General features: G+C 62.3%; 25 protein-coding genes and 1 tRNA gene. 14 read left to right on the plus strand and 12 right to left on the minus strand.

Annotated features, from left to right (window positions below):
• Positions 1-8 precede the first annotated feature (8 nt).
• The 3 genes from AC07XM_RS21630 to AC07XM_RS21640 all read right to left on the minus strand — a co-directional run bounded on the left by AC07XM_RS21630 (position 9) and on the right by AC07XM_RS21640 (position 2,869).
• Complete coding sequence (locus AC07XM_RS21630) at positions 9-365, minus strand: hypothetical protein (protein ID WP_016484822.1); 357 nt, start codon at positions 363-365, stop codon at positions 9-11.
• 91 nt (positions 366-456) lie between these two features.
• Positions 457-2,310: an Lnb N-terminal periplasmic domain-containing protein gene (locus tag AC07XM_RS21635; RefSeq protein WP_016484823.1), complete on the minus strand. Its 1,854-nt coding sequence runs from the start codon at positions 2,308-2,310 to the stop codon at positions 457-459.
• Positions 2,311-2,380: 70 nt separating this feature from the next.
• The gene (locus tag AC07XM_RS21640; RefSeq protein ID WP_016484824.1) at positions 2,381-2,869 is read right to left on the minus strand and encodes a DUF3015 domain-containing protein; all 489 of its coding nucleotides are present in this window, start codon (positions 2,867-2,869) and stop codon (positions 2,381-2,383) included.
• Positions 2,870-3,119: 250 nt separating this feature from the next.
• Here AC07XM_RS21640 and AC07XM_RS21645 point away from each other — a divergent pair, with 250 nt between their 5' ends.
• The 5 genes from AC07XM_RS21645 to bamJ all read left to right on the plus strand — a co-directional run bounded on the left by AC07XM_RS21645 (position 3,120) and on the right by bamJ (position 7,881).
• Complete coding sequence (locus tag AC07XM_RS21645; RefSeq protein WP_016484825.1) at positions 3,120-5,558, plus strand: Lon protease family protein; 2,439 nt, start codon at positions 3,120-3,122, stop codon at positions 5,556-5,558.
• Positions 5,559-5,719: 161 nt separating this feature from the next.
• Positions 5,720-6,058, plus strand: coding sequence for a PA4575 family protein (locus AC07XM_RS21650; RefSeq protein WP_016484826.1), 339 nt, complete (start codon positions 5,720-5,722; stop codon positions 6,056-6,058).
• Between the two features lie 197 nt (positions 6,059-6,255).
• The gene (locus AC07XM_RS21655) at positions 6,256-6,744 is read left to right on the plus strand and encodes a TIGR00645 family protein (protein ID WP_003247486.1); all 489 of its coding nucleotides are present in this window, start codon (positions 6,256-6,258) and stop codon (positions 6,742-6,744) included.
• 128 nt (positions 6,745-6,872) lie between these two features.
• Positions 6,873-7,178 carry a DUF6482 family protein gene (locus AC07XM_RS21660; protein ID WP_016484827.1) on the plus strand — a complete coding sequence of 102 codons (306 nt, stop codon included), beginning with the start codon at positions 6,873-6,875 and terminating at the stop codon, positions 7,176-7,178.
• 85 nt (positions 7,179-7,263) lie between these two features.
• Entirely contained in the window at positions 7,264-7,881 is a 618-nt protein-coding gene (gene bamJ / locus AC07XM_RS21665) for a BamJ family beta-barrel-assembly machinery protein (protein WP_016484828.1), read from the plus strand.
• Between the two features lie 136 nt (positions 7,882-8,017).
• Here bamJ and AC07XM_RS21670 read toward each other — a convergent pair whose 3' ends face one another.
• From AC07XM_RS21670 to AC07XM_RS21680, 3 genes are all read right to left on the minus strand, one after another.
• Complete coding sequence (locus AC07XM_RS21670; RefSeq protein ID WP_016484829.1) at positions 8,018-8,263, minus strand: PA4570 family protein; 246 nt, start codon at positions 8,261-8,263, stop codon at positions 8,018-8,020.
• Between the two features lie 84 nt (positions 8,264-8,347).
• Positions 8,348-8,689 (minus strand): zinc ribbon domain-containing protein YjdM, encoded by a 342-nt coding sequence (locus AC07XM_RS21675; protein WP_016484830.1) that lies wholly within the window; start codon positions 8,687-8,689, stop codon positions 8,348-8,350.
• 164 nt (positions 8,690-8,853) lie between these two features.
• Positions 8,854-9,822: a polyprenyl synthetase family protein gene (locus tag AC07XM_RS21680; RefSeq protein WP_016484831.1), complete on the minus strand. Its 969-nt coding sequence runs from the start codon at positions 9,820-9,822 to the stop codon at positions 8,854-8,856.
• A gap of 244 nt (positions 9,823-10,066) precedes the next feature.
• On the opposite strand from AC07XM_RS21680, the gene rplU reads away from it, so the two are divergent.
• The 5 genes from rplU (at position 10,067) to AC07XM_RS21705 (ending at position 13,754) form a co-directional block, all read left to right on the plus strand.
• Entirely contained in the window at positions 10,067-10,381 is a 315-nt protein-coding gene (gene rplU / locus AC07XM_RS21685; RefSeq protein ID WP_003247466.1) for a 50S ribosomal protein L21, read from the plus strand.
• A gap of 38 nt (positions 10,382-10,419) precedes the next feature.
• Positions 10,420-10,677, plus strand: a complete 258-nt coding sequence (rpmA, locus tag AC07XM_RS21690) for a 50S ribosomal protein L27 (RefSeq protein ID WP_003247464.1) — start codon at positions 10,420-10,422, stop codon at positions 10,675-10,677.
• A 188-nt stretch (positions 10,678-10,865) separates the two neighbouring features.
• Entirely contained in the window at positions 10,866-12,092 is a 1,227-nt protein-coding gene (gene cgtA / locus AC07XM_RS21695; protein WP_016484832.1) for an Obg family GTPase CgtA, read from the plus strand.
• Between the two features lie 85 nt (positions 12,093-12,177).
• Positions 12,178-13,296: a glutamate 5-kinase gene (proB, locus tag AC07XM_RS21700; RefSeq protein ID WP_016484833.1), complete on the plus strand. Its 1,119-nt coding sequence runs from the start codon at positions 12,178-12,180 to the stop codon at positions 13,294-13,296.
• Positions 13,293-13,754, plus strand: coding sequence for a CreA family protein (locus tag AC07XM_RS21705; protein WP_016484834.1), 462 nt, complete (start codon positions 13,293-13,295; stop codon positions 13,752-13,754). The genes proB and AC07XM_RS21705 overlap by 4 nt, the downstream gene beginning before the upstream one ends.
• A gap of 151 nt (positions 13,755-13,905) precedes the next feature.
• Here AC07XM_RS21705 and mksF read toward each other — a convergent pair whose 3' ends face one another.
• From mksF to mksB, 3 genes are read right to left on the minus strand one after another with little or no spacing between them, the layout of a single operon-like run.
• Complete coding sequence (mksF, locus tag AC07XM_RS21710) at positions 13,906-16,737, minus strand: Mks condensin complex protein MksF (protein WP_102689441.1); 2,832 nt, start codon at positions 16,735-16,737, stop codon at positions 13,906-13,908.
• Positions 16,734-17,441: an Mks condensin complex protein MksE gene (mksE, locus tag AC07XM_RS21715; protein WP_016484836.1), complete on the minus strand. Its 708-nt coding sequence runs from the start codon at positions 17,439-17,441 to the stop codon at positions 16,734-16,736. Before mksE ends, mksF begins: the two co-directional genes overlap by 4 nt.
• Complete coding sequence (gene mksB, locus AC07XM_RS21720; protein WP_016484837.1) at positions 17,431-18,720, minus strand: Mks condensin complex protein MksB; 1,290 nt, start codon at positions 18,718-18,720, stop codon at positions 17,431-17,433. Before mksB ends, mksE begins: the two co-directional genes overlap by 11 nt.
• A 238-nt stretch (positions 18,721-18,958) precedes the next feature.
• Between mksB and AC07XM_RS21725 the strand changes: the two genes are divergently transcribed.
• The 3 genes from AC07XM_RS21725 (at position 18,959) to AC07XM_RS21735 (ending at position 20,837) form a co-directional block, all read left to right on the plus strand.
• Positions 18,959-19,744 carry an energy transducer TonB gene (locus AC07XM_RS21725; protein WP_095115875.1) on the plus strand — a complete coding sequence of 262 codons (786 nt, stop codon included), beginning with the start codon at positions 18,959-18,961 and terminating at the stop codon, positions 19,742-19,744.
• A complete protein-coding gene (gene rimI, locus AC07XM_RS21730; RefSeq protein ID WP_016484839.1) occupies positions 19,741-20,196 on the plus strand; it encodes a ribosomal protein S18-alanine N-acetyltransferase in 456 nt (151 codons plus the stop codon). The genes AC07XM_RS21725 and rimI overlap by 4 nt, the downstream gene beginning before the upstream one ends.
• Positions 20,197-20,261: 65 nt before the next feature.
• Entirely contained in the window at positions 20,262-20,837 is a 576-nt protein-coding gene (locus AC07XM_RS21735) for a D-Ala-D-Ala carboxypeptidase family metallohydrolase (protein WP_016484840.1), read from the plus strand.
• On the opposite strand, the gene AC07XM_RS21740 is transcribed toward AC07XM_RS21735, so the two are convergent.
• Positions 20,777-21,694 carry a LysR substrate-binding domain-containing protein gene (locus tag AC07XM_RS21740; protein WP_016484841.1) on the minus strand — a complete coding sequence of 306 codons (918 nt, stop codon included), beginning with the start codon at positions 21,692-21,694 and terminating at the stop codon, positions 20,777-20,779. The genes AC07XM_RS21735 and AC07XM_RS21740 overlap by 61 nt on opposite strands.
• A gap of 247 nt (positions 21,695-21,941) precedes the next feature.
• Between AC07XM_RS21740 and AC07XM_RS21745 the strand changes: the two genes are divergently transcribed.
• On the plus strand, positions 21,942-22,556 hold the full coding sequence (locus tag AC07XM_RS21745) for a LysE family translocator (protein WP_016484842.1): 615 nt from the start codon (positions 21,942-21,944) through the stop codon (positions 22,554-22,556).
• A gap of 107 nt (positions 22,557-22,663) precedes the next feature.
• On the opposite strand, the gene AC07XM_RS21750 is transcribed toward AC07XM_RS21745, so the two are convergent.
• Together AC07XM_RS21750 and AC07XM_RS21755 are read right to left on the minus strand one after the other, a co-directional pair.
• Positions 22,664-22,740: transfer RNA gene (locus AC07XM_RS21750), tRNA-Met, on the minus strand.
• 95 nt (positions 22,741-22,835) lie between these two features.
• Positions 22,836-23,571, minus strand: a 736-nt coding sequence (locus AC07XM_RS21755) for a FecR family protein (protein WP_102690338.1), incomplete at its 5' end; no start/stop codon positions are given.

Genomic DNA, 23,571 nt, shown 5'->3' on the forward strand with positions numbered 1-23,571 from the left:
TTTGCGACTCAGTTGTGGCGATAAGCCTTGGCAGCGCCTCGGTCCTTTTCCTGCTCCCACTCGCGGTCGCGCTGGTCCCAGAAGCGTTCGTGGTACGCGCGCTGTTCTTCACTGTTCTGCATGGCATGGCACTGGCGGAAACCGTCGTCCCAACCGGTTTCGTACTGGCGCTCGTGCAGGTAGCGCGGCACGTTTTTGCTGAAGCCGCCCACCATCAGCCCGGCCGCCTGGCGGCCGCTGCTGCAACCGTCCTGAAAGCCATCGGCATAGGCAGGGGGATAACCATGGGTGAGCATCTGCTCGTGGGTGGTTTCGCAACCTGACAGCAACAACGCAATGCACACGCCGAACCAGTACCGCGACATGACCACAAAACCCTCCAGTTGATGGTGGAAAGTCTAGGTGGCCATTTGTCGAGGAGCTGTCAAAACAGTGTCAAAGAGTCGATTGGATCACTCAGTAGTGGTACCACTTCAATTCGAGCATGACTTCGTTCTGCGCAGTAGCGAGGTGGCTGAACTCTCTCGAAGCACTCAACCTCAACCCCAGGTTCTGGCTGATTTCCCACTGCTGGTTCAGGCTCACTTTGCGCCGCACCTCGCCATTGGTGAAGTAATCACCCTTGGCCTCCAGCGTCATGTTGCCCAAGCCGTTGCGCCACAGCAGGCCGCCATTGAACCCTGCCGCCGGGGCGATGAACTGGGCGAAGTCGTTGTGATGCTCGACCCGCACCGTACCCAGAGCAAAACCCAGCAACCCGTCGGCCAATTGCCAGGTGCCGCCGGCGCCGCCGTTCACGTGGCTGACCAAGACCTCGTCATCATGTTTGCCTGGCACCCGCTCCAGGCCGCCGGCCACTTGCCACGACCAGGGTTTGAGCAGTTCGTTGCGGGGCGTCAGCGAGCGAATGGTGGCCAGGTCCAGGCGCTGCACCTGCCAGTCATTACCCTCGTACTGGCGTACCTTCAGCTGCAGGATCTCGATTTGCGCACCCAGCGGGAAGCCATAGGCATTGTCGTTCAGGTCGTGGTAGGCCATGCGCAGGCCGTACTCGGCGTAAGCGCGGTCTTCACGGGTGCCTACGCCCAGCTGCCAGGTGCGAGAGTCATGGCCATCCTCGGGCAGGCCGGGGCGCTCGATCTGCAAGGGCGGCGGCGGGTTGCTGTTGATCGCGCGCAGCAGTTCGAAGCTGCGCTTCGCTTGGCCGGGGTCGCGCTCCTGGCCGTTGGCCCGGTAGCGCTCCAGGCGATATGCGGCGTCCTGCACCAACGCCTGGCGTTCACGGGGCAGGGCCTTGAATTCGGGGCTCTGCAACTGTGCGGTATTGGCACTCACGGCCAGCACCTGATGCTTTTCATTGTGATCAAGCGGCTCCGCCCGGGCGAGCAACTCACGTTCGCGAGAGGGGCGGTAAACCTCGCTGGCGACCAGGCCGGACTGCTTCACGGCCTTCACCGTATCGGTGGGGATGGCGGTCAGCGGGAACTGCGAGGTCAGGTCCAGGCTCGGCCGAGCCACTTGCAGCAGCTCCAGTAACCGATACGAGCAGTTTTCGTCGAAGAAGAAATAGTCGAACTGGATCTGCTTCAACTCCCACACATGCTCGACCATGCGCCCGGTTTCTTCGGGGGTGAGGTCCAGCTGGTATTCCCACAGGTCGCGGTTTTCGAGGCTGCGGTATTCGGACAGTTTTTCCTGGTAGGGCATCAGGGCGAACAGCCCCGGGTAGCCGCCCATCAGGCCCTTCCAGGCGTACAGGATGCTGTTGTCGCTGCCTTCGATGTAGGCGCCGAAGTTGATTGCGTAGCTCAGCAGCGTGGTGTCGTCGTTGCGGGTGCTGGACTGGTCGATGCGCAGCAGGGTGTGGCCGAACATCGACGACGGGCTGTTCAGGTAGGCCGCCGGGAAGATCAGCGCGGCGCTGTGCGGGTCGATCGACTGGTACCAGGTCTTGAATTCCTGGCAGTCCGGCTGCGGCAACCCTGGCAGGTCGAGCTGTTCGCGCAGCCAGCGGGTGCGCGCGGGGAACACGCACTGCGCGTGCTTGTCGCCTAGGCTGGCCGGGGCATACAGCGCATCGACCGTAGCCTTGAGTTCTTGATCCGGGTGGTGCGCACCGTCTGCGGCGAGGAAGAACGCATCGTCGTCCACATAGCTACGCCAGCCGCCGAGCTTGGCGGTTTCGTAGTGACCAATGGCGAGCCAGTAAGGGGTATTGGCCAGTTGCTGGAGACGGCCTTGATCCAGCACGGGCGCGGCATGAACAGGGGCGCAGGCACACAGCGCCAGGGAAGCGAGGCGTTTGAGCATATCGGGCAACTACTTCTTCACGATGCCGAAAAGGCGAAACCCGCCCCCGTGGGGGCGGGAACAGCAGTGCTTAGGCCTCGGTAGCGTATTTGGCCAGGCGTGGGTCGCTCTTCAGAACCGCCAGGGTGTTGCTGTGGACAGTTTCGGCAGTGACATCGGCGCTGCTGAAGATCTGGTTGAAGTGCTGGTGGGTAACCGAGTTGAAGTAGACGCGGTCTTCCGGGGCCACGCCGAGCACTACGGCATAGGTGGTCAGCGCTTCGCCCTGGCCCATGGCCATGTCTTCGGACAGCTCGTTCATCATGCCGTTCATGGCAAACCAGGACTTGCCGCCGTAGGTCAGCGAAGCCTTGGTGGAGCAGCCGTTGGTACCGGAGGTCATGCCGAAGGTGGCGTTACCGGAGGTGCCGTTGGTAGTAGAAGCAAGGAAGTGTGCCGGCGTGCCACGCTGGCCTTCGAACAGCATGTTGCCCCAGCCGCAGTTCGGGCCGCCTGGCGCTTCTGCCATGGCGTTCAGCGAGACCACGGTGAACAGAGTACCCAGAAGAATCCGTTTCATAGCATTTGTTCTCTTTGTCTTAACCAAGGGTCAGGGTTTCTGGCAACTCGGTTGCCAGGTCGGGAAAGCTTTTCACCCACCCGCGCAGCTTGGAGTTTAGGCACGATCTAAAGGTTGCGTTGTTGATTGCGAAAAATTTGCTGCTACATGACCTGCACCGGCTGCGACATAAAGTCCTGTGGAGCCTTGCAAGGCGCGCGCGGGCAGCGCCAGAATGCTGCTCATCTGCCCGCCGAAGTAAGGAAACCCAATGCCCGATCCTGTCGCTGCGCGCCTGCGTCTCGCGCCTGAAGCCCTGACCCGGCGTTTCTCCCCCGAGCAGTTTGCTTTTACCCACACCGACGATCTGGAGCCGTTTCGCGGAGTCCTGGGCCAGGAACGTGCTGTCGAGGCCCTGCAGTTCGGCGTGGCCATGCCGCGCCCCGGTTACAACGTGTATGTGATGGGCGAGCCCGGCACCGGGCGCTTCTCGTTCGTCAAGCGCTACCTCAAGGCTGAGGGCAAGCGCCAGCAGACCCCGGCCGACTGGGTTTACGTCAACCACTTCGACGACACTCGGGAACCACGCGCGCTGGAGTTGCCGTCTGGAAGCGCCGCCGAGTTCATCAGCGATATGGGCGGTTTGATCGACAACCTGCTGTCGACCTTCCCGGCCGTGTTCGAGCACCCGTCGTATCAGCAGAAAAAAGGTGCCATCGACCGTGCCTTCAACCAGCGCTATGACCGCGCCCTGGATGTGATCGAGCGGGCCTCGCTGGAAAAGGACGTGGCTTTGTACCGCGATGCCAGCAACGTCGCCTTTACGCCGATGGCCGATGGCAAGGCGCTGGACGAAGCCGAGTTCGCCCAGTTGCCCGAAGCGGTGCGCGAGCAGTTTCACGAAGACATTGCCTTGCTGGAGGAACAGCTGAACGAAGAGCTGGCCAGCCTGCCGCAATGGAAGCGTGAGTCGAACAACCAGCTGCGCCAGCTCAACGAAGAAACCATCACCCTGGCGTTGCAGCCTTTGCTGGCGCCGCTGTCAGAAAAGTACGCCGAGAACGCAGCGGTGTGCGCCTACCTGCAGTCGGTGCAGCTGAACCTGCTGCGCACCGTGGTCGAGCAACTGGTCGACGACAGCAAGACCGACGCCGCTGCACGCAAGCTGCTTGAAGAGCAGTACGCCCCAAGCCTGGTGGTCGGCCACCATGCCGCCGGCGGCGCGCCGGTCGTGTTCGAGCCGCACCCGACTTACGACAACCTGTTCGGCCGTATCGAATACAGCACCGACCAGGGCGCGCTGTACACTTCGTACCGGCAGCTGCGCCCAGGCGCGTTGCACCGGGCCAACGGCGGTTTCCTGATTCTTGAAGCGGAGAAGATGCTGGGCGAGCCGTTCGTGTGGGATGCGCTCAAGCGTGCCCTGCAGTCGCGCAAGCTGAAGATGGAATCCCCGATCGGCGAGCTGGGCCGTGTTGCCACCGTCAGCCTTCAGCCGCAGATGATTCCGCTCAACGTGAAGCTGGTGATTATCGGCTCCCGCCAGCTGTACTACGCACTGCAGGACCACGACCCGGACTTCCAGGAGATGTTCCGCGTGCTGGTGGACTTCGACGAAGACATGCCCATGGTCGACGAAAACCTGGAGCAGTTCGCCCAGCTGTTGCGCACCCGCACCAACGAGGAGGGCATGGCGCCGCTGACCAGTGACGCGGTCGCACGCCTGGCCACCTACAGCGCCCGCCTGGCAGAGAACCAGTCACGCCTGTCGGCGCGCATCGGCGACTTGTTCCAGCTGGTCAGCGAAGCCGATTTCATCCGTCAGCTGGCCAGTGACGAAATGACCGACGCCGGGCACATCGAACGTGCGCTCAAAGCCAAGGCCACCCGCACCGGGCGCGTTTCGCAACGGGTGCTGGACGACATGCTGGCCGGCATCATCCTGATCGACACCGAGGGTGCGGCCATTGGCAAGTGCAACGGCCTGACCGTGCTGGAAGTGGGCGACTCGGCGTTCGGTATGCCGGCGCGTATTTCTGCCACTGTGTACCCGGGCGGCAGCGGCATCGTCGACATCGAACGTGAGGTCAACCTTGGCCAGCCGATCCACTCCAAGGGTGTGATGATCCTCACCGGTTACCTGGGCAGCCGGTATGCCCAGGAGTTCCCGCTGGCGATTTCCGCGAGCATTGCCCTGGAGCAGTCCTACGGTTATGTAGACGGTGACAGTGCCTCGCTGGGCGAAGCCTGCACGCTGATTTCAGCCTTGTCGCGCACGCCGCTCAAGCAGTGCTTCGCCATCACCGGTTCTATCAACCAGTTTGGTGAAGTGCAGGCGGTGGGTGGGGTCAACGAGAAGATCGAAGGTTTCTTCCGCCTGTGCGAGGCGCGTGGCCTGACCGGCGAGCAGGGGGTGATCATTCCGCGTGCCAACGTGGCCACGCTGATGCTTGACGAGCGCGTGCTGCAGGCCGTGGAGAATGGCATGTTCCACGTCTACGCAGTCAGCCAGGCTGATGAGGCGCTGAGCCTGCTGGTGGGCGAGGAGGCCGGGGTGCTCGATGAGCAAGGCCAGTTTGCCGAGGGCAGCGTCAATGCCCGCGTGGTGGAACGCCTGCGGGAAATTGCCGAAATGATCAGCGAGGAAGACATCGAGAAGGCAGAAAAGGAACGCCTCGAAGAGGTAATTGCACAGGCCAAGCCGGCCTGAGTCAATAAATCGGCGCTGGCGGCGATGTGCTACCGTTCAGCGCCGGTTTTCCATCTTTCGATACGGTTATTCTATGCTGGAACTTAAGGACAGTATCAGCGTTCAGGATGGAAACAGCCTGGTGGTCAGGCTGAACAAGGCTTATTGGAGGGGACGCGGCCATGCGCAACCTCAGCCTCACACGCCAGTGCCTGGGCCTGGTGACCCGCATCGAATGCAGCATCCGCCCACTGGCCGGTGACAACGGCATGTGGACGTTACTGTTCGCCGCCGGCATGGCCGGTGAGCAACCTTCCGCGATCAAGGCTCAAGGGCCGTTTCATGGGCCGTTGGTGGCCGAATCGGTGCTCAACGCCATTGTCGACAGCCTGACCTTGCATGGCTACCAGGTATCCGAAGACCCGCAGATCTGGTGTTTGCACCTGCAGGCCCAGTTGCGGCGGATCAATGGCGAGCGGTGCCGAAATCTGGGGGATTATCAGTTTCATCCTGAGACCTGATTGATGCCGGGGGGCCGCTTTGCGCCCCATTCGCAGCACAAGGCTGCTCCTACAGGAGATCGCGGTCGCTTGTAGGAGCAGCCTTGTGCTGCGAATGGGCGGCAAAGCAGCCCGCATTCACCGGGCTTTTGCTGTAACAGGTGGCTGGCTATACTCGCTGTCGTTTTTTTAGTCACCTGACGAGTCCAAAACCCTCCATGGAACGTATTCTCGAAAACGCGATGTATGCCTCGCGTTGGCTGCTCGCACCGATCTACTTCGGCCTGTCACTGGGCCTGCTGGCCCTGGCGCTGAAATTCTTCCAGGAAGTGGTCCACGTCCTGCCCAACGTATTCGCCCTGAGCGAAGCTGACCTGATCCTGGTGATCCTGTCGCTGATCGATATGTCGCTGGTGGGTGGCCTGCTGGTGATGGTGATGATTTCCGGCTACGAAAACTTCGTCTCCCAACTGGACATCGACGAGAGCAAGGAAAAGCTCAACTGGCTGGGCAAGATGGATTCTTCGTCACTGAAGATGAAGGTTGCTGCGTCGATCGTGGCGATTTCTTCCATTCACCTGCTGCGGGTGTTCATGGATGCGCAGAACATTTCCACCGACTACCTGATGTGGTACGTGATCATCCACATGACCTTTGTGGTTTCGGCATTCTGCATGGGCTACCTGGACAAGCTGACCAAGCACTGAGTCCGGTTGCTGCATGCACCGCCCGTCTGTTGCAAAACGGACGGGCGGTGTCGTTTCTGGCTTGTGCTTTCAGCCCGCCTGTACAAAAAATGAGCGCTCATGCCTGGTTCTCATCGCGAGGTGCTTACATGAACCTGCATCAGCTTAATCTCGAGGCCAGGGCTGGCCATGTCGACGAAGTGAACCTGATCGCCATCGAAGGCGGCGATTATCTCATTGAAGCCCGGCTCAAAGGGCACGCCCATCCCCTGTCTGACACCCGTGGCGAGCGCTTGCGCGTGCACTCGGTGGAAGATGCCCGCAAGCTGCTGCAAACCATTCCCCTGGTCTCGATGAACCTGGTGCACTGGTCGGTGCAGGACGAAATGTGCGGCATGGGTTCACACCCGGAAGAAGACCTCAAGGTGCCGATTTCCCAGCGTTCGGCGTGGTAGCTGCTCGCAGCTGCCCAGTGTGCTAGGCTGCTCGCCCTTTTCATCAAGGGCGCGGCTGCACTGCGCCCTGCAGTGGAGCACGACAATGTCCGAACTCAATCTGTCTACCGACGAAACGCGCGTCAGCTACGGTATCGGCCGTCAGCTGGGCGGCCAGCTGCGCGACAACCCGCCACCAGGTGTAAGCCTGGAAGCCATCTTGGCCGGCCTGACCGACGCCTTCAATGGCGCCGACAGCCGTGTCAGCGAAGCCGACCTGTCGGCCAGCTTCAAAGTGATCCGCGACATCATGCAAGCCGAAGCGGCTGCCAAGGCTGAAGCCGCAGCTGGCGCTGGCAAGGAATTCCTGGCTGAAAACGCCAAGCGTGATGGCATCACCACGCTGGCCTCTGGCCTGCAGTTTGAAGTCCTGACCGCAGGCGAAGGCGCCAAGCCGACCCGCGAAGACAACGTGCGTACGCACTACCACGGCACCCTGATCGACGGTACCGTGTTCGACAGCTCCTACGAGCGTGGCCAGCCGGCTGAATTCCCGGTGGGTGGCGTGATTGCTGGCTGGACCGAAGCCCTGCAGCTGATGAACGCTGGCAGCAAATGGCGCCTGTACGTGCCAAGCGAGCTGGCCTACGGCGCCCAAGGCGTTGGCAGCATCCCGCCGCACAGCGTGCTGGTGTTCGACGTCGAGCTGCTCGACGTTCTGTAACACCGCTGGGGCCGCGTTGCGGCCCATTCGCGGCACAAGGCCGCTCCTACAGGGGTATGCATGTCCATGGGAAAATGCGTACCCCTGTAGGAGCGGCCTTGTGCCGCGAACGAGGGCGAAGCCCTCGCCAGATCTGTCAGTTCCAGTCTGTTCCCATCGGGCGCAATGCCCGCGCATAGCAGAACAGAAACAGGTTGCGCACCAGCTCCTTGAGCACCCCAGGTTCACTCGAATTCAGCCCGCTCATGTCCAGGTCGCCCTGGTCACGCAGTTCGTCGAGTGCTTCTTCTTCAAGCACCGCGCACACTTCGCCGGTTTCGCGGTGAAGAATGCGCAGGTAGGGGTGAGGGCGGTCAAGCCAGGCGTCAATCAGATAAGTCATGGCTATTCTCCTTGGATACCAGTTCCAATGAGAATAATTCTTATTATCAGAATAGCAAGCGCCTATTGGCCTTTTTTTGTGTAATCAGACTTTGCGAACGAACTCGGACTTCAGCTTCATGGCGCCGATGCCGTCGATCTTGCAGTCGATATCGTGGTCGCCGTCGCACAGGCGGATGTTCTTGACCTTTGTGCCAACCTTCACCACCAAAGATGAACCCTTGACCTTGAGGTCCTTGATCACGGTGACGGTGTCGCCGTCCTGCAAGATGTTGCCGACCGAGTCTTTCTTCACTGCCTCGTCGCTGGCCGCTTCGGCGTCGCCACTGGCTGACCACTCGTGAGCGCATTCAGGGCAGATCAGTTGAGTGCCATCCTCATAGGTGTACTCGGAATTGCATTTTGGGCAGGGTGGCAGAGTGCTCACTTCGGTTCCTCAAACAAACAGACGGGCGGTTAAAAACCCACATTGTAAAAGGTATTTTCCCAGAAGTGATTATGTCCGGACAAAAAGCATCGCGGGCAAGCCCGCTCTTAACAGGCGAATCCTGTAGGAGCGGGCTTGCCCGCGAATGAAGACGACTCGGCCTGTCAGTGAGTGCGCGCGACCGCAAACTCGCTCAGCTCAACCAGGGCATCCCGGTATTCACTGGCTGGCAGCACTTCGAGGCAGGCAATGGCGCGCTTCACATAGTCGCGCGCCAGTTCGGCGGTGTACTGCAGTGCGCCCGACGCTTCGACCGCCACGCGAATCTGCTCCAGATCCTCAAGGCCACCTTTCTGGATCGCCTGGCGTACCAGCGCAGCCTGCTCGGCAGTGCCTTCGCGCATGGTGTAGATCAGCGGCAGGGTAGGCTTGCCCTCGGCCAGGTCGTCACCGACGTTCTTGCCCAGGGTTTGCGAGTCGCCCTTGTAGTCCAGCAGGTCGTCGACCAGCTGGAAGGCCACGCCCAGGTGGTCACCGAAGGTGCGCAGGGCTTCGCGCTGCTCGTCGGTGGCTTGGGCCAGCGCGGCGGCGCTGTGGGTCGAGGCTTCGAACAGCATCGCGGTCTTGCCGCGGATGACCTCCATGTAGATTTCCTCGGTGGTGCTGGCATCGCGTACCCGCGACAACTGCAGCACTTCACCTTCGGCGATCACGCGGGTGGCCTTGGACAGGATCTGCATGACCGGCATCGAGCCCAGTTCGACCATCATTTCGAACGAGCGCGAATAAAGGAAGTCGCCCACCAGCACGCTCGGCGCGTTGCCCCACAGGGCGTTGGCGGTGGAGCGGCCACGGCGCATGCCCGACATGTCGACCACGTCGTCGTGCAGCAGGGTGGCGGTGTGCAGGAATTCGATGGTGGCGGCCAGCAGACGCAGGTCGTCGCCTTCTCGGCCCAGGGCCTTGCCACACAGCAGTACCAGGAGGGGACGCAGGCGCTTGCCACCGGCGGACGTGATATAGTCGCCGATCTTCGATACCAGCGGCACGCGCGAGGTCAGCTGCTTCTTGATGATCTCGTCGACGGCGCTGAAATCATCAGCCACCGCACGGTAGAAGGTTTGGGGTTGCATCGGCTGCTCCAGTGAGGTTGCGCGGCATGCTAGGTCGCGGGTACCGGTGTGTCAAGGCGCGGTGCCAGCGGGCCGGGGGCGGCACTTGCAAGCAAAACCAGGGTTGCGTACAATCGCGCACCCTAACTTCCTGGGCAGCACCTGCCTTACGCAATTGCGCCGGGCCGTTCCAGCCTTGTGCAGCCATGCCAGCCAATACTCATCATATAAAGCGCTGGGTGAGCAGGATTATCGGAGAAATACCATGTCTTACGCAGTAATCGTTACCGGCGGCAAGCAGTACAAAGTCGCTGAAGGTGAATTCCTCAAGATCGAAAAACTGGAAGTCGCCACTGGCGAATCCGTGACTTTCGATCGCGTTCTGCTGGTCGCCAACGGTGAAGAAGTCACCATCGGTGCTCCAGTTGTTGCTGGCGCTAAAGTAGTGGCCGAAGTCGTTTCGCAAGGCCGCCACGACAAGGTTCGCATCATCAAGTTCCGTCGTCGTAAGCACCACATGAAGCGTATGGGCCACCGCCAGTGGTTCACCGAGATCAAAATCACCGGCATCCAGGCTTAATCCCCTAGATCCCCTGAATTTATTTGGAGAATTGAACCATGGCTCACAAGAAGGCTGGTGGTAGTACTCGTAACGGTCGCGACTCAGAATCTAAACGCCTTGGCGTGAAGATGTATGGCGGCCAGGTTATCAAGCCAGGCAACATCATCGTCCGTCAGCGCGGCACCGAATTCCACGCTGGCTACGGCGTTGGCATGGGCAAGGACCACACCTTGTTCGCCAAGATCGAAGGCGTGATCAAGTTCGAGAAGAAAGGCGAGTTCATGCGCCGTTACGTGAGCATTGTCGCCGCTTAATCGCGACGTCGCTCCAGAAGCCCCGTCATGCGACGGGGCTTTTTCGTTTGTGGTGAGCCTCTTGCAAAGCTGTTTGTCTGGGTTGCCGGCGTTGGTTTCTACGGTCGTACGGGGCCGCCGCGCTCATTTTTGCAAGAGCCTCATGTTTTTGAGTCATTCAACTCGTCTACCGACGAGAGGCGGTTTTAATGAAGTTTGTTGACGAAGTATCCATTCGGGTCAAGGCCGGTGACGGCGGCAACGGTTGCATGAGCTTCCGTCGCGAAAAATTCATCGAGAACGGTGGCCCTAACGGCGGTGACGGCGGTGACGGCGGCTCGGTGTACATGGTCGCCGACGAAAACCTGAACACCCTGGTCGACTATCGCTACACCCGTCACCACGAAGCCCAGCGCGGCTCCAATGGCGGCAGCACCGACTGCACCGGCAAGAAGGGTGAAGACCTGTTCCTGCGCGTGCCGGTCGGTACTACCGTGATTGATGCTTCCACCCAGGAAGTGATCGGTGACCTGGTCACCCCTGGCCAGAAGCTGATGGTCGCCCAGGGCGGCTGGCACGGCTTGGGCAACACCCGTTTCAAGTCCAGCACCAACCGTGCACCCCGCCAGACCACGCCAGGCAAGCCGGGTGACCAGCGCGACCTGAAGATGGAAATGAAAGTGCTGGCCGACGTTGGTCTGCTGGGCCTGCCGAACGCCGGCAAGAGTACCTTCATCCGCTCGGTATCGGCCGCCAAGCCGAAAGTGGCCGACTACCCGTTCACCACCCTGGTGCCAAACCTGGGCGTGGTCAGCGTCGACCGCTGGAAGAGCTTTGTCATTGCCGACATCCCCGGCCTGATCGAAGGCGCGTCCGAAGGTGCCGGCCTGGGTATCCGCTTCCTCAAGCACCTGGCGCGTACCCGTGTGCTGTTGCACCTGGTGGACATTGCGCCGCTGGACGAAAGCAGCCCGGCCGATGCTGCCGAAGTGATCGTCAACGAGCTGACCCGCTTCAGCCCGTCGCTGGCCGAGCGTGAGCGTTGGCTGGTACTGAACAAGTCGGACATGGTCATGGACGACGAGCGCGATGCGCGTGTTCAGGAGGTGATCGACCGCCTGGAGTGGGAAGGCCCGGTCTACGTGATCTCGGCTATCTCCAAGCAGGGTACCGACAAGCTCAGCCACGACCTGATGCGCTACCTCGAAGACCGCGCCGACCGCCTGGCCAACGACCCGGCTTACGCCGAAGAACTGGCCGACCTCGACCAGCGCATCGAAGACGAAGCCCGCGCCCAGCTGCAGGCCCTGGACGACGCGCGTACCTTGCGCCGTACTGGCGTCAAGAGCGTGCACGACATCGGCGACGATGACGGTTGGGATGATGATTTCGAGGACGACGAAGACGGTCCGGAAATCATTTACGTGCGCGACTGACCGGTTGCAGTACACTAAACGCCGCTCTCTGGAGCGGCGTTTTTGTATCCACGGTATCTACAGATTCGACATAGGTTGGAAGAAGATGCGAAGCAAGGTGACGGGCGCCAAGCGCTGGGTCGTGAAGATTGGCAGTGCTCTACTGACCGCCGATGGCAAAGGCCTCGACCGCGGCGCCATGGCCGTTTGGGTCGAGCAGATGGTCGCGCTGCGTGAGGCAGGTGTGGAGTTGGTACTGGTCTCATCCGGGGCCGTGGCTGCCGGCATGAGCCAGCTGGGCTGGACCACGCGACCGAGCGCGATGAACGAGCTGCAGGCGGCTGCCGCGCTTGGCCAGATGCGTTTGGTGCAGGCCTGGGAGTCGAGCTTCGGCGAGCATGGCAAGCACACCGCGCAAATCCTGCTGACCCATGACGACCTGTCCGACCGCAAGCGTTACCTGAACGCCCGCAGCACCTTGCGCACCCTGGTCGACCTGGGCGTGGTGCCGGTGATCAACGAGAACGACACCGTGGTCACCGACGAAATCCGCTTCGGCGACAACGACACCCTCGCGGCGCTGGTGGCCAACCTGGTCGAGGCCGACCTGCTGGTGATCCTCACCGACCGCGATGGCATGTTTGACGCCGACCCGCGCAACAACCCCGAAGCCCAGCTGATCTACGAAGCCCGTGCCGACGACCCGACGCTGGATGCCGTGGCCGGTGGTACCGGTGGTGCCCTGGGCCGTGGCGGCATGCAGACCAAGCTGCGCGCCGCGCGCCTGGCCGCCCGTTCCGGTGCCCACACCATCATCATCGGTGGCCGCATCGAGCGCGTGCTGGACCGCCTCAAGGCAGGCGAGCGCCTGGGTACCTTGCTGTCGCCCGAGCGTGGCATGCTGGCCGCGCGCAAACAGTGGCTGGCCGGCCACCTGCAGACCCGTGGCACCCTGGTGCTGGATGCCGGTGCCGTGCAGGCACTGCGCCAGGCCAACAAGAGCCTGCTGCCGGTTGGCGTGAAGACCGTGCAGGGCAGCTTCCGCCGTGGCGAGATGGTGGTGTGTGTTGGCCCGGACGGTGTTGAAGTGGCACGCGGGCTGGCCAACTACAGCGCCCTGGAGGCGCAGAAGATCATTGGTCAGTCGTCCGATACCATCGAGTCCATCCTTGGCTATAGTGCGGAGCCCGAGTTGGTGCACCGCGACAATCTGGTGCTGGTATGAGCATGTTCAAGCGGGTGATTGGCGTGGCGGCACTGGTGCTGCCAATGCTGGCAGGGGCCGAAGAAGTCGGCCAGGTGTCCACTGTCTTCAAGTTCCTGGGGCCGAACGACCGCATCGTGGTCGAAGCGTTTGACGACCCCAAGGTCGAGGGCGTGACTTGCTACCTGTCCCGGGCCAAGACTGGCGGCATGAAGGGTGGCTTGGGGCTGGCGGAGGACCGTGCGGAGGCGTCGATTGCCTGCCGTCAGGTCGGGCCGATCAACTTCAAGGGGGAGTTGAAAGATGGCGAGGAAGTGTTCAAGGAACGCACCTCGCTGGTGTTCAAGACCATGCAGGTGGTGCGCTTTCTCGACAAGAAGCGCAACACGCTGGTGTACCTGGTGTACAGCGACCGCATGATCGAAGGCAGCCCGCAGAACGCGGTGACCGCAATTCCGATCCTGCCTTGGGCGCATTGATAGCCTGGTAGATTGCCGGGAGGCCTGCGGCCTCCATTCGCGGGGCAAGCCCGCTCCCACAGGTACTGCACAAGGTTCAAGCTCTGTGCAGTACCTGTGGGAGCGGGCTTGCCCCGCGAATGGGTCGCAAAGCGGCCCCAATACCCCGATGTCAGGCCAGTTCCTCGGCCTGATCCTCACGCACAGCCGCCTTCACCTCATCCCGCCGGCTGATGAACTTCCAGTCCGCCTCGTCGATGTAGATGCCGTTCGGCCCGCTGCCGCCCTCCAGGTCGATCGCCACGTGCGCCGATACCTGTGGCTTCACACTCGCCAGAATCGGTACGAAGCCCAGCTGCAAGCTGGTCTCCAGCAGTGCCGCCTGGTTGCGTTCGTCGATGTCTGCTGCTTCGTCCAGGTAGTAGGGCAGGCGGATGCGCCCGGCCAGGTCGCGGTCCATCAGGTGCAGCAACAAGTACATGTTGGTCAGCGCCTTGATGGTCATGGTGGTGCCGTTGGAGGCAGCGCCGTCGATGTCGGCGTGGATGATCGGCTGGCCGTTGACCTTGGTGATTTCGAACGCCAGCTCGAACAGGTCTTTCAGGCCCAGCTGGTTGTGGTTGGCCGCCACCAGGCGTGCCAGGTACTCCTTGGCCTCTTCGTTCTTGTTGTCCTGATCGGCGCTTTGGGTCAGGTCGAACACCGACAGGGTTTCGCCTTCTTCGTACTGGCCGGCGCTGTGGATGATCTGGTCGATGTGCTTGAGCGCTTCCTTGTTCGGCGCCAGCACCACGCGGAAGCTTTCCAGGTTGGAGACCTGACGCTTGTTGATCTCGCGGTTGAACAGGGCCAGCTGATGCTCGAGGCTGTCATAGTCGCTGCGGATGTTGCGCAGGGTCCGGGCGATGTCGGTGACCGCCGCGCGGCGTGCCTTGGCCAAGGTCAGGGCTTCTTCGGTGCGGTGCGCATAGGCGTTCACCAGCAGTTGCAGGCGGCGCTCCATGTCGTCTTCACTGTCGAACTTGGCCACGCCTTTGAGGCGCACCTGGGCGTAAAGCGCCTCGATCTGGTTGTCTACCCGCTGCAGGCTCTGCCAGCTGTCCTGGTAGTCGTTGAGCAGCGGCAGCAGGTTGTCCATCGAGTCGTCGATGGCTTCCATGAAGGGTGTGCCGTAGGGCAGGTCGGCCGGCAGCAGCTGGCGACGACGCAGGGCGTCTTCCAGGGTGCGCTGCTTGGACTCGAGGTCGCCGATCTGTCGGCCGACCAGCTGCAGCTTGGCCGACAGCTGCTGGACGCGCTCGGTGAAGGCATCACTGGAGCGCTTGAGTTCGTCCTGGGCGGCTTCCAGTTGCGACAGCTGCTCCAGCTTCTCGGGCTCTTCGGCGGCCAGGGTTTCGCTGCGGCGGAAATCTTCCAGCGCCTTCTGCGCGTCCAGCACTTGCTGGTACAGGGTTTCGGTTTGCGCCTTGGAGGCGGAGCGGTCGGCGGTGACCGCCTGCTGGGTCTTGAGCTGTTTCAGCTCTTTTTCCAGGCGCTCTTTCTGGTCGCGCAGGGCGGCGCGGTCGGCCAGGGCCTGCAGCGCCGGTGGATCAATGTGGGTGAGGTCGATGGACAGCCCCGGCGCTTCGAAGCGTTCGCCCTTGAAGCCGTCCAGTACCGCTTCCAACGATTTTACCCACAGGTCGCTGTCGTCCAGTTCGATGCCACGGTCGCCCAGCGGCAGGCTGAACAGCGCACCGTTGAACAGGCGCATCAGGCGGTCGACGTCCTGTTGCGAGAACTCCTCGCGCAGGCGGGCGTAGCTGTTGTTGTCAGCGTGGTCCAGCTGCTGCTTGACCTGCTTCAGGCGTTTTTCCAGGTCGCGTACACGCTCATCCAGGTCTTCGGCGGAGAACTGGCGCGACTGTGCCAGGGCGCCGGCCAGTTCGTCGTGGGCATCCTTGGCCGCCAGCAGTTGCTGTTCCAGCACCTTGACGTCATCGACCAAGGCAAAGCGGTGCTTGAGCACCGACAGCTCGCCCAGCCAGCGCTGGATACCGGTGATTTCGCGCTCCAGGCGCATCAGCTCCTGAGTGCCACCGCGCTGGTCGTTCTGCAGGCGGTCCTGCTCGCCGCGGTAGTGCTCGGACTGGATAACCAGCTCTTCCTTGCGCGCCATGGCGTATTCCTGCCAGGTGCCCAGCAGGGTATCGAGCACCGGCGAAATGCGGTGCAGCTTGCCGCGCAGTATGTCGCGCTGGGCCACACCACCGGCCAGGGCCTCGACCAGGGGGCCGGCAGCCACCAGGGCGTTGTAGTCCTGCTCCATGCGGCGCACGTCGCGGAAGGCTTCCTCACACGCGGCGATATAGTCGACGCTGCCCGAACGCAGGCTGTGCTCGAAGGCGTCAAGGAACAGCTGCTTGAGCTTGGCTGCGGTGATTTCGCGCATGTGCAGCAGGTTGATGAACAGCGCGCGGAAGGTTTTCAGGCTTTGCTCGCTGGTGGAGCGCAGCGGGATCATGGTCAGGTCCAGCGGCACCGAGGTGTGGCCGCCAACCAGCAGGCGGCGCAGTTCGTCCGGCTTCAGCTCGTAGGCCTTGATGCCCAGCCGTTCCAGGTTGGTGAACAGCTCTTTCTGGCGCAGGCAGGTGTCGTTTTTCTGGTAGTGGGCCAGGTCCAGTTCACCTTTGTAGGCAAAGAACTGGTGACCGAAGCCGCCGCCTGGGCCGCGGCCAACCACGCCGATCACGTGCGGGCCGTGGGGCAGGCTCAGCTCGCAGAGAATGTACGAGGTATCGCTGGCGAAGTAGAAGCGGCGTGACTGCTCGAGGCTGTACTTGCCGAAGCTCATGTCCGACATACGCGCCAGGATCGGGAACTGCAGGGCGTTGATCGACGCCGACTTACCCAGGTTGTTGGCACCGTATACCGACAGCGGGTGCTCCAGCGGGAACAGCCCAAGGCTGTAGCCAGCGGTGTTGAGCAGTGCGAAGCGGCGGATGCCGTAGCGTTCCTGGCTCATGCGTCAATCTCCTGTTGCTCTTCGCGGATGGCCCGGGCCAGGGCGTCCTCTTCGCTTTCCTCGCCCTCGAAAGGCGTGAGGTCGAGCGGGTCGTCGGTGCGGTTGAGTTCTTCGGGGCTTTCTTCCTCGACCAGCACCGGGGTCGGCAGCGGCAGGACGCTGTGCAGGGTGGCGGCCAGGTCGCGGTCCTGCTGGACCGAAAGGCACACATCGAGGAAGCGGTGCATCGGCGGCAGGAAGCGGTAGATGCCGCCTTCTTCATGGGCGAAGCCGAGCTGGGTCATGCGGCGCAGGATTTTTTCTTCCAGCTCGTCTACGGTCTGCACTTCGGCCTGCAGGAACAGGTCGCGGTACTTGTCCAGCAGCGAGGGCAGTTCGTCGCGACCGATGCTGCCGCCGTCGAGCACCGCCATCGGGTCACGGCCCTGGTCGGCCAGGTGCTCAACCAGGATGAAGGTGAACAGCGACAGGCGCTGCGCGGTCTTGTTGACCTGCGCGGCGGTCATGTCCGGCACGAAGTAATAAAAGCCGCGGGTGTCGCACACCAGCTCGAAGCCCAGGGCCTTGAACAGGGTGCGGTACTGGTCCTGGAAGTTCGACAGCTGGGCGTACAGCTCGGGGTCGCGGCGGCTGACGTGGAAGCCTTTGAACAGCTCGCGGAAGATCGGCGCGAGCTGGGACAGTTCGGAAAGATCAAGATGCATGGGCTGGGCTCGCGTTGGGTTCGGTAGGCGCGCTGGTGGCGTCTTCGCGGCTGGAGGTCAGGGCGAACGAGCGCAGGCTGACCAAGTGTTCCTGGGTGGTGTACTCGCGGCGTTCCAGGCGTTCGCGCTTGAAGCGCTTTTCCCGCGACAGGCGCGAGAACCAGTACAGCAGTTCGTCGGTGGCGCCTTCGGGTTCCTGTTCCAGCAGCCAGACCATCAGGTCGGGCAGCGGCAGGGCCTGTTCGCAGCGTTCGGCCATTTCCTTGACCGTGCGCGGTGCACGGGGCAAGTCGCCGGACTGGGTCTTGTGGGCCTTGGGGAAGCGCGCCGGCTTGGGCTCGAAGCGCGCCAGGGCGTACACATAGGCTTCGACCTGGCTGGCACTGCCGAGGAAAGTGCTCTGCGGGCGGGTGAACATCGGCATGGCCGCCTGCGGCACGGCGTCGATGCCCTTGCGCCGGATCACCGACAGGGCCAGCGCGGCGCCACGGGTCACGGCGTTGTGACGGCGGGCTTCTTCGCGCAGCGGCAGCAGCAGTTCACGGGCGTGGCGCAGGGTCAGCTGGGCGCTGGTCTGCATTTCCAGGATGCGTGCGTGGGTGCGCAGCAGCATGTCGTCGTCGACCAGGTGGCCCAGGCGCGCCTGTTCGCCCAGCAGCTTCAGCAGCACGGTCTCGACCTTGCGCACGCCTTGTTCGAAGGCGCCGTCAGCGTTCACCAGCTGGATCATCGGCTCGACGTATTCGTCCCAGGTGGCCAGTACTTCGGCGTAACGCTGGCGCAGCGGGATCTGCCGGTTGCTGGTCTTGGCCCGCTCGGCCACGGCTACCAGGGCCTGTTCGTCGTTATCGAGCTTTTTCAGCACATCGCGCACGCGCATGTCGAGCAGGCGCAGCTGGCGCGCCAGGTCGTCGCTGTCGCGGTTGTCGAAGGCGTCCTGGATATGGCCGGCCAGGCGTTCAAGGTGGCGCAGGTAGGCTTCGATCTCCAGGCACAGGCCCAGCCGGTGTTCGCGGCGCAGGTACGCAAGGAAGTCGTGGATCTGCGCGTTGAGCTCGAAGCGGTTCGGGCTTTTGGCCACCGGGACCAGGATATCCAGGCGGATCCACACGTCGAGTAGCTGGGTGATGTCCTGCGGCGTGCTTTCGAGCTGCTGGCGGGCCACATGCTGGCGCAGCTCTACCAGGCTCAGGGTGCCCTGGTCGAAACGCTCGCACAGCGGCTCGATCAGGGCCCAGTGTTCGGCTAGGGCGCGCAGGACGCGCTTGGGTTCGATCATTGGCTTCGACTCGTTGCCAAGAAAAAGGGGGCGATTGTACTGCATACGGGGGGGAGGTTTTCACCCCTTGGTCTGTAATGGGGGATAACCTTTTGGTTTGTGTGTGTATGGCGTTGTTTTTGTGGTGGTGTGGAGATCGAGCGCCGCCCGCGCGGCGCTCGGTCTGATAGGCGCTGCAAAAACCACGGCGTACACGTTAGAATGCCCAACTGCCTTGAGCCCCTCGGATACCCGCCCCTTGCTGACCGAACCCCGTCGCCGCGCCTACCTTTCCGCCATGCAAGTGGTGCATTGGCTGCCGCGCGCCGAACTGCCGTTCGCCGCACCGTCGCGGCCCGAGCTGCTAATGCCGGTGGCGCAGGTCGAGGACATCGATTTCGAGGTCATGCCGGCACCGGCTGCAAACGAAGCGCCCGCGATTCCTCAGGCCCGTTCCGGTGAGCGGCCGAAAATCGAGATCCCGCGCCCAGGCAGCCTGCCCAAGCCTGCCGCCAAGCCCGTGGAGGCCGAAGAGCAGCCCGTACCACCACGCCCGGCCCCTGTGCCGCCACCGCGCTTCTCGTTGCAGTTATTGCGCGCTGGCAGCTGCCTGCTGCTGGTGGAACTGGCCACCGGCCAGCCTTTCCAGAGCCGTGACCCGTCCTACCTGCTGCTCAAGGACATGCTGCGCGCCGCCGGCCTGCCAGACGCCCCGCAGATCATCGGCGAGCCGGTGCGCTGGCCGTTGCTGGTCCGCGGCAACATGGACCAGGGCCCCGAAGCCGCGCGCGATTTCGTTCAGGGCTTTGTCCAGGCGCGCCTGGAAGATGCACCGAGTACCTGCCTGTGGCTGATTGGCATGCCGGCGCTGCGCTTTGCCGGCAACGCCGATGCTGCGGCCTATTACCAAACCCTCAAGCTGGACGGCCTGGGCGACGCCTGGGCGCTGCCGGGCCTTGAACTGTTGATGGACGAGCCGCAGCGCAAGGCGGAGGTCTGGAAAGCCATGCGCCAGCTGATGGCGCGCTGGAAGAGCGTTGAATGAGTGAATCGATCAGTTTCCGCCCGATGACCGAGGCGGATCTGGAAGCCGTACTTAAGATCGAATATGCCGCGTTCAGTCACCCCTGGACCCGCGGGATCTTTCAGGATGCGCTCAAGTCCTACGAAGTCTGGCTGATGTTCGATGGCCAGCAGCAGGTTGGCCATGGGGTGATCAACGTGATCATCGACGAGGCGCACCTGCTCAACATCACCGTCAAACCGGAAAACCAGGGGCGCGGGCTGGGCCTGCGCTTGCTGGAGCACCTGATGGCCAGGGCCTACCAGCTCAATGGCCGCGAGTGTTTCCTTGAGGTGCGCGCCAGCAACCAGTCGGCCTATCGTTTGTACGAGCGCTACGGTTTCAACGAAATCGGCCGCCGCCGCGACTATTATCCGATTGCCGGCGGCCGTGAAGACGCCCTGGTGATGGCTTGCACCCTGCTTGAGGATTGACCTCGCGTAGTCGGTGCCATCCACCCCGTAGCTTTGTTTGTTCTCTATGCAGGGATGGATGAAGAATGAAAAAACTGCTTCTGGCGGCAGGCCTGCTGATAGCGGGTGCTGCCCACGCCGACGAACGCGACCTGTGGATGTTCGCCCAGTGGGCCGGCGACCATCAAACCCGTCCCTTCCGTGAAATGCTGGTGGATGCCCGTCTTTACGGTGTTGTGCCTATCCATCAACTGCTGCGTTCGGCCTCGGACTGGAAGCTGTGTAGAGCGTCTCCTTTTGCCGTACCGCCTACCGGCAACTGGCCGGCTGTGCGCTCCACCCTTTCGCTGATCAAGATGCTAAACGACCAAGGCATCCTGCGCCAGTTCGAGGTGGTTTCGGCCTACCGCGACCCTCGTCTGAATACGTGCGCAGGCGGTGCTGCCAACAGCGCCCATACCCGCGCCTTCGCCGTCGATATCCTGCTGCCGGCCTGGACCGACCCCAATCCGCTCTGCCGTTTCTGGCAGCAGCATGGCCAGGCCTGGAGCATGGGCCTGGGGCGCTACCCGTCCGGGCGGATCCATCTGGATACCGCTGGCTATCGCACCTGGGGCGGCGATGGTAGCGCGGGGTCGTCGTTCTGCCTCAAGCCCAAGTGAGCCAGGCAACGCTGGCATTCGCCCATTACCCACTCTGTGAAGCGTTGGCGCTTGCCGCTGTCGTTCAGAGGCTGTGGGCTGAGCAGGTGGTAGGCCGAGCCATCACGCACAAAACCGAACGGTGCCTGCAACTGCCCGCTGTCGAGTTCGTCGCGCACCATCAGGGCTGAGGCCATGGCCAGGCCCAGGCCAGCGCTGGCGGCCTGGATAGACAGGTAGAAGTGCTCGTAGTCGCTGCGTTCGTTACGCCGCGCCTGTTGGCCGCTGTGTCGCAGCCAGGTGCGCCAGGCGCCAGGGCGGGTGGCGCTGTGCAGCAGGCGTTGGCCGTCGAGCTGAGTGGAGGCGGTGGGGTGGCACACCGGGCCGATCCATTCATCACAGATTTTCTGGTTATACAGTTGGTTGTCCCAGTGGAAATCATCGCGGCGGATGGCCAGGTCGACACCGCTGCGGGCGAAGTCCAGTGGGCCGCCGGCGGCCACCAGGTGCAGCTGCAAGTCGGGGTGGTCGGCATGGAAGCGGGGCAGGCGCGGGATCAACCAGCGCATGGCGATGGTCGGCTCGCAGGACAACACCAGCACATTGTCGCGGGCCTGTTGTTGCAATCGCTGCACGGCACCTTCGAGCTGTTCGAAAATCGCCTGGGTGGTGCCTTGCAGGGCACGGCCGGCGGGGGTGAGGAAGATGGCCCGGTTACGGCGCTCGAACAGCTCCACGCCAAGGCTTTCTTCAAGCAGGCGTATTTGCCGGCTGACCGCGCCGTGGGTGACGTGCAAGTGCTCGGCGGCGCGCACGAAGCTCTCGGTCTGGGCGGCGATGTCGAAGTAGCGCAAGGCGTTGAGCGGCGGCAGTTTCATGGCATCCCTTTTGGCCTGTGCCGGCCTCTTCGCGGGCATGCCCGCTCCCACAGGTAATGTGCTTTTCTCAGGTGTGGTGGGGTCCCTGTGGGAGCGGGCGTGCCCGCGAAGAGGCCGGCACAGGCGTTATTTTTCTGTGAAAAAAAACTATCAGATATGCCTCACTATAAATCGATTTTTCCTGGTTCATAAGCCCTCGATAATCCCCAGGCCTGTGCATTTTCATAGCCTATCGAGAGCCATCAGCATGACCGAAATCATCGCCGTCGCCCTGTTCACCTTGCTCGCCGTCATCAGCCCTGGCGCCGATTTCGCCATGGTCACCCGTAGCAGTTATGCACAAGGCCGCAAGGCCGGGCTGGCCGCTGCGATGGGTATCGCGTTGGGTGTCCAGGTGCACGTGTTGTACACGGTGCTGGGCATTGCCGTGATCATCAGCCAGAGCCCCGCGCTGTTCCTGGCCATGAAAGTGCTGGGGGCGGGGTACCTGATCTACCTGGGCTACAAGTCGCTCACCAACACTCAGCGCATCAACCTCGAGGGTGGCAGTCAATCGACCGCCAGCGTGCTGCAAGCCCTGCGCACTGGCTTTCTGACCAATGCCCTGAACCCCAAGACCATGCTGTTCGTTATCAGTGCTTTCACCCAGGTGGTGCAACCAGGCAGCCCCCTGGCACTTGATTTCGCCTACGGCGCATTCATGTCCTTTGCCCACTGGTTGTGGTTCAGCCTGGTGGCGGTGTTTTTCTCAAGTGCCGTTTTGCGCAAGGCGATGATCGACCGGCAAGCGCTGGTGGACCGAGTCATCGGCCTGGCGTTGATCGGCCTTGGGCTGGCGGTGGCGGTGACGGGGATTCGTTGAAGGGCGATTGCATGTTGAGGTTAACTGCTTGCTCCAACTGAAAGCGTGTCAGCTTTTTCGCAGGCAAAGAAAAAGGGCTTACCTTGCGGTAAGCCCTTCGTCTTGTTTGGTGGCTACACAGGGACTTGAACCCCGGACCCCAGCATTATGAATGCTATGCTCTAACCAACTGAGCTATGTAGCCGATGGCGCGCATTATTCTCTTGAACGGGCCCTCTGTCAACACTCATTTCAAAAAAAATTTGCACGCTTTCAAAAACTTAGCCGCCGGGCGTGGTTTCAGCGCACCACAAGCCAGTGCCCGAGCACGCCTTGAAGCTGCAGATGCTGGGCCGCCGCCAGAGTTTGCAAGCTTTCGCCAGGCCGGTCGAGGTTGAAATTGCCGCTCACGCGCCGATGGGCCATTTGTTCATCCAGTATCCATACCCGCTGCCCCTGGTAGGCGGCAAGGCGCTTTAGCACCTGCCCCAAAGGCATGTCGGTGGCTTTCAGGCGGCCGGTGCGCCAGCTGTCGGCGGTTTTCAGGTCAGCTTTGTGCACCGGGCCAATGCGGGTGTCATCGAAGGTGACCTGCTCACCGGCCGATACCATGCGCTGTTCACCCCCTTGGATAATCATGGCCTTGCCACTGAGTACGACAAGTTCATCATGACCGGCATGGCGGGCTACCTGCAGGCGGGTACCGAACACCTGGATGCGGGCGTTGCCCACTTCCACTTCCATGGCCCGCCCGTCGAGCACGACTTCCAGGAACACCTGGCCCTGCACCAGGTGCAGCTGACGGGTGCGGCCGCGCAGGTCGACGTTCATTGCGCTGGCGCTGTCCAGGTTCAGGGTCGTGCCATCAGCCAGGCGTGTGCTGCGCCGCTCGCCCACATCGGTGTGCAGCTCGCTGGCCAGGCGCTGCATCAGCGGCCAGTAGAGGTAGGCCGCAGCGCCCAACCCGAGCAGAAACACAAGCGCCAACCATTTGCCCTGGTGGCTGCGGCGTTCATTTACGTGCCGTGGGCGGGGG

The sequence above is a fragment of the Pseudomonas sp. GW460-LB5 genome, from assembly GCF_059423245.1.

Coding starts and splice junctions, on each gene's coding strand:
- AC07XM_RS21630 (WP_016484822.1), bottom strand. CDS start 365: ATGTCGCGGTACTGGTTCGGCGTGTGCATTGCGTTGTTGCTGTCAGGT.
- AC07XM_RS21635 (WP_016484823.1), bottom strand. CDS start 2,310: ATGCTCAAACGCCTCGCTTCCCTGGCGCTGTGTGCCTGCGCCCCTGTT.
- AC07XM_RS21640 (WP_016484824.1), bottom strand. CDS start 2,869: ATGAAACGGATTCTTCTGGGTACTCTGTTCACCGTGGTCTCGCTGAAC.
- AC07XM_RS21645 (WP_016484825.1), top strand. CDS start 3,120: ATGCCCGATCCTGTCGCTGCGCGCCTGCGTCTCGCGCCTGAAGCCCTG.
- AC07XM_RS21650 (WP_016484826.1), top strand. CDS start 5,720: ATGCGCAACCTCAGCCTCACACGCCAGTGCCTGGGCCTGGTGACCCGC.
- AC07XM_RS21655 (WP_003247486.1), top strand. CDS start 6,256: ATGGAACGTATTCTCGAAAACGCGATGTATGCCTCGCGTTGGCTGCTC.
- AC07XM_RS21660 (WP_016484827.1), top strand. CDS start 6,873: ATGAACCTGCATCAGCTTAATCTCGAGGCCAGGGCTGGCCATGTCGAC.
- bamJ (WP_016484828.1), top strand. CDS start 7,264: ATGTCCGAACTCAATCTGTCTACCGACGAAACGCGCGTCAGCTACGGT.
- AC07XM_RS21670 (WP_016484829.1), bottom strand. CDS start 8,263: ATGACTTATCTGATTGACGCCTGGCTTGACCGCCCTCACCCCTACCTG.
- AC07XM_RS21680 (WP_016484831.1), bottom strand. CDS start 9,822: ATGCAACCCCAAACCTTCTACCGTGCGGTGGCTGATGATTTCAGCGCC.
- rplU (WP_003247466.1), top strand. CDS start 10,067: ATGTCTTACGCAGTAATCGTTACCGGCGGCAAGCAGTACAAAGTCGCT.
- rpmA (WP_003247464.1), top strand. CDS start 10,420: ATGGCTCACAAGAAGGCTGGTGGTAGTACTCGTAACGGTCGCGACTCA.
- cgtA (WP_016484832.1), top strand. CDS start 10,866: ATGAAGTTTGTTGACGAAGTATCCATTCGGGTCAAGGCCGGTGACGGC.
- proB (WP_016484833.1), top strand. CDS start 12,178: ATGCGAAGCAAGGTGACGGGCGCCAAGCGCTGGGTCGTGAAGATTGGC.
- AC07XM_RS21705 (WP_016484834.1), top strand. CDS start 13,293: ATGAGCATGTTCAAGCGGGTGATTGGCGTGGCGGCACTGGTGCTGCCA.
- mksF (WP_102689441.1), bottom strand. CDS start 16,737: ATGAGCCAGGAACGCTACGGCATCCGCCGCTTCGCACTGCTCAACACC.
- mksE (WP_016484836.1), bottom strand. CDS start 17,441: ATGCATCTTGATCTTTCCGAACTGTCCCAGCTCGCGCCGATCTTCCGC.
- mksB (WP_016484837.1), bottom strand. CDS start 18,720: ATGATCGAACCCAAGCGCGTCCTGCGCGCCCTAGCCGAACACTGGGCC.
- rimI (WP_016484839.1), top strand. CDS start 19,741: ATGAGTGAATCGATCAGTTTCCGCCCGATGACCGAGGCGGATCTGGAA.
- AC07XM_RS21735 (WP_016484840.1), top strand. CDS start 20,262: ATGAAAAAACTGCTTCTGGCGGCAGGCCTGCTGATAGCGGGTGCTGCC.
- AC07XM_RS21740 (WP_016484841.1), bottom strand. CDS start 21,694: ATGAAACTGCCGCCGCTCAACGCCTTGCGCTACTTCGACATCGCCGCC.
- AC07XM_RS21745 (WP_016484842.1), top strand. CDS start 21,942: ATGACCGAAATCATCGCCGTCGCCCTGTTCACCTTGCTCGCCGTCATC.